A 263-nucleotide genomic window follows, 5' to 3' on the forward strand; every position below is an offset into this window, starting at 1 on the left:
GAACACTTTGGACTAGGGCCGTGACCACGGCGCCGAAAGCGGCACCAATCACGACGGCGACGGCAAGGTCTACGACGTTGCCCTTCAGGATGAAATTCTTGAATCCGGTCAACATGTTCCTCAAGTTACTCCACTATGAAGCCGGGACTGCTGAAGGTTTGATTGACACTTTGCCTGTGAGGATTTGATCCTTGCGGGTGGAAGGATGTTCCTCATGCCCAAAGCCTTTCCCGAAGAGTTCCGCCGCGATGTCGTGGCGGTTG

At 54.8% G+C, this 263-nt stretch carries 1 protein-coding gene; it reads right to left on the reverse strand.

Annotated features, from left to right (window positions below; all coding sequences use genetic code 11):
* Positions 1-115, reverse strand: a 115-nt coding sequence (locus ACETK3_RS21415) for an MscL family protein (protein WP_373993609.1), incomplete at its 3' end; no start/stop codon positions are given.
* Positions 116-263 lie beyond the last annotated feature (148 nt).

The sequence above is a fragment of the Arthrobacter sp. E44 genome (assembly GCF_041877125.1).
Lineage (GTDB): Bacteria > Actinomycetota > Actinomycetes > Actinomycetales > Micrococcaceae > Arthrobacter.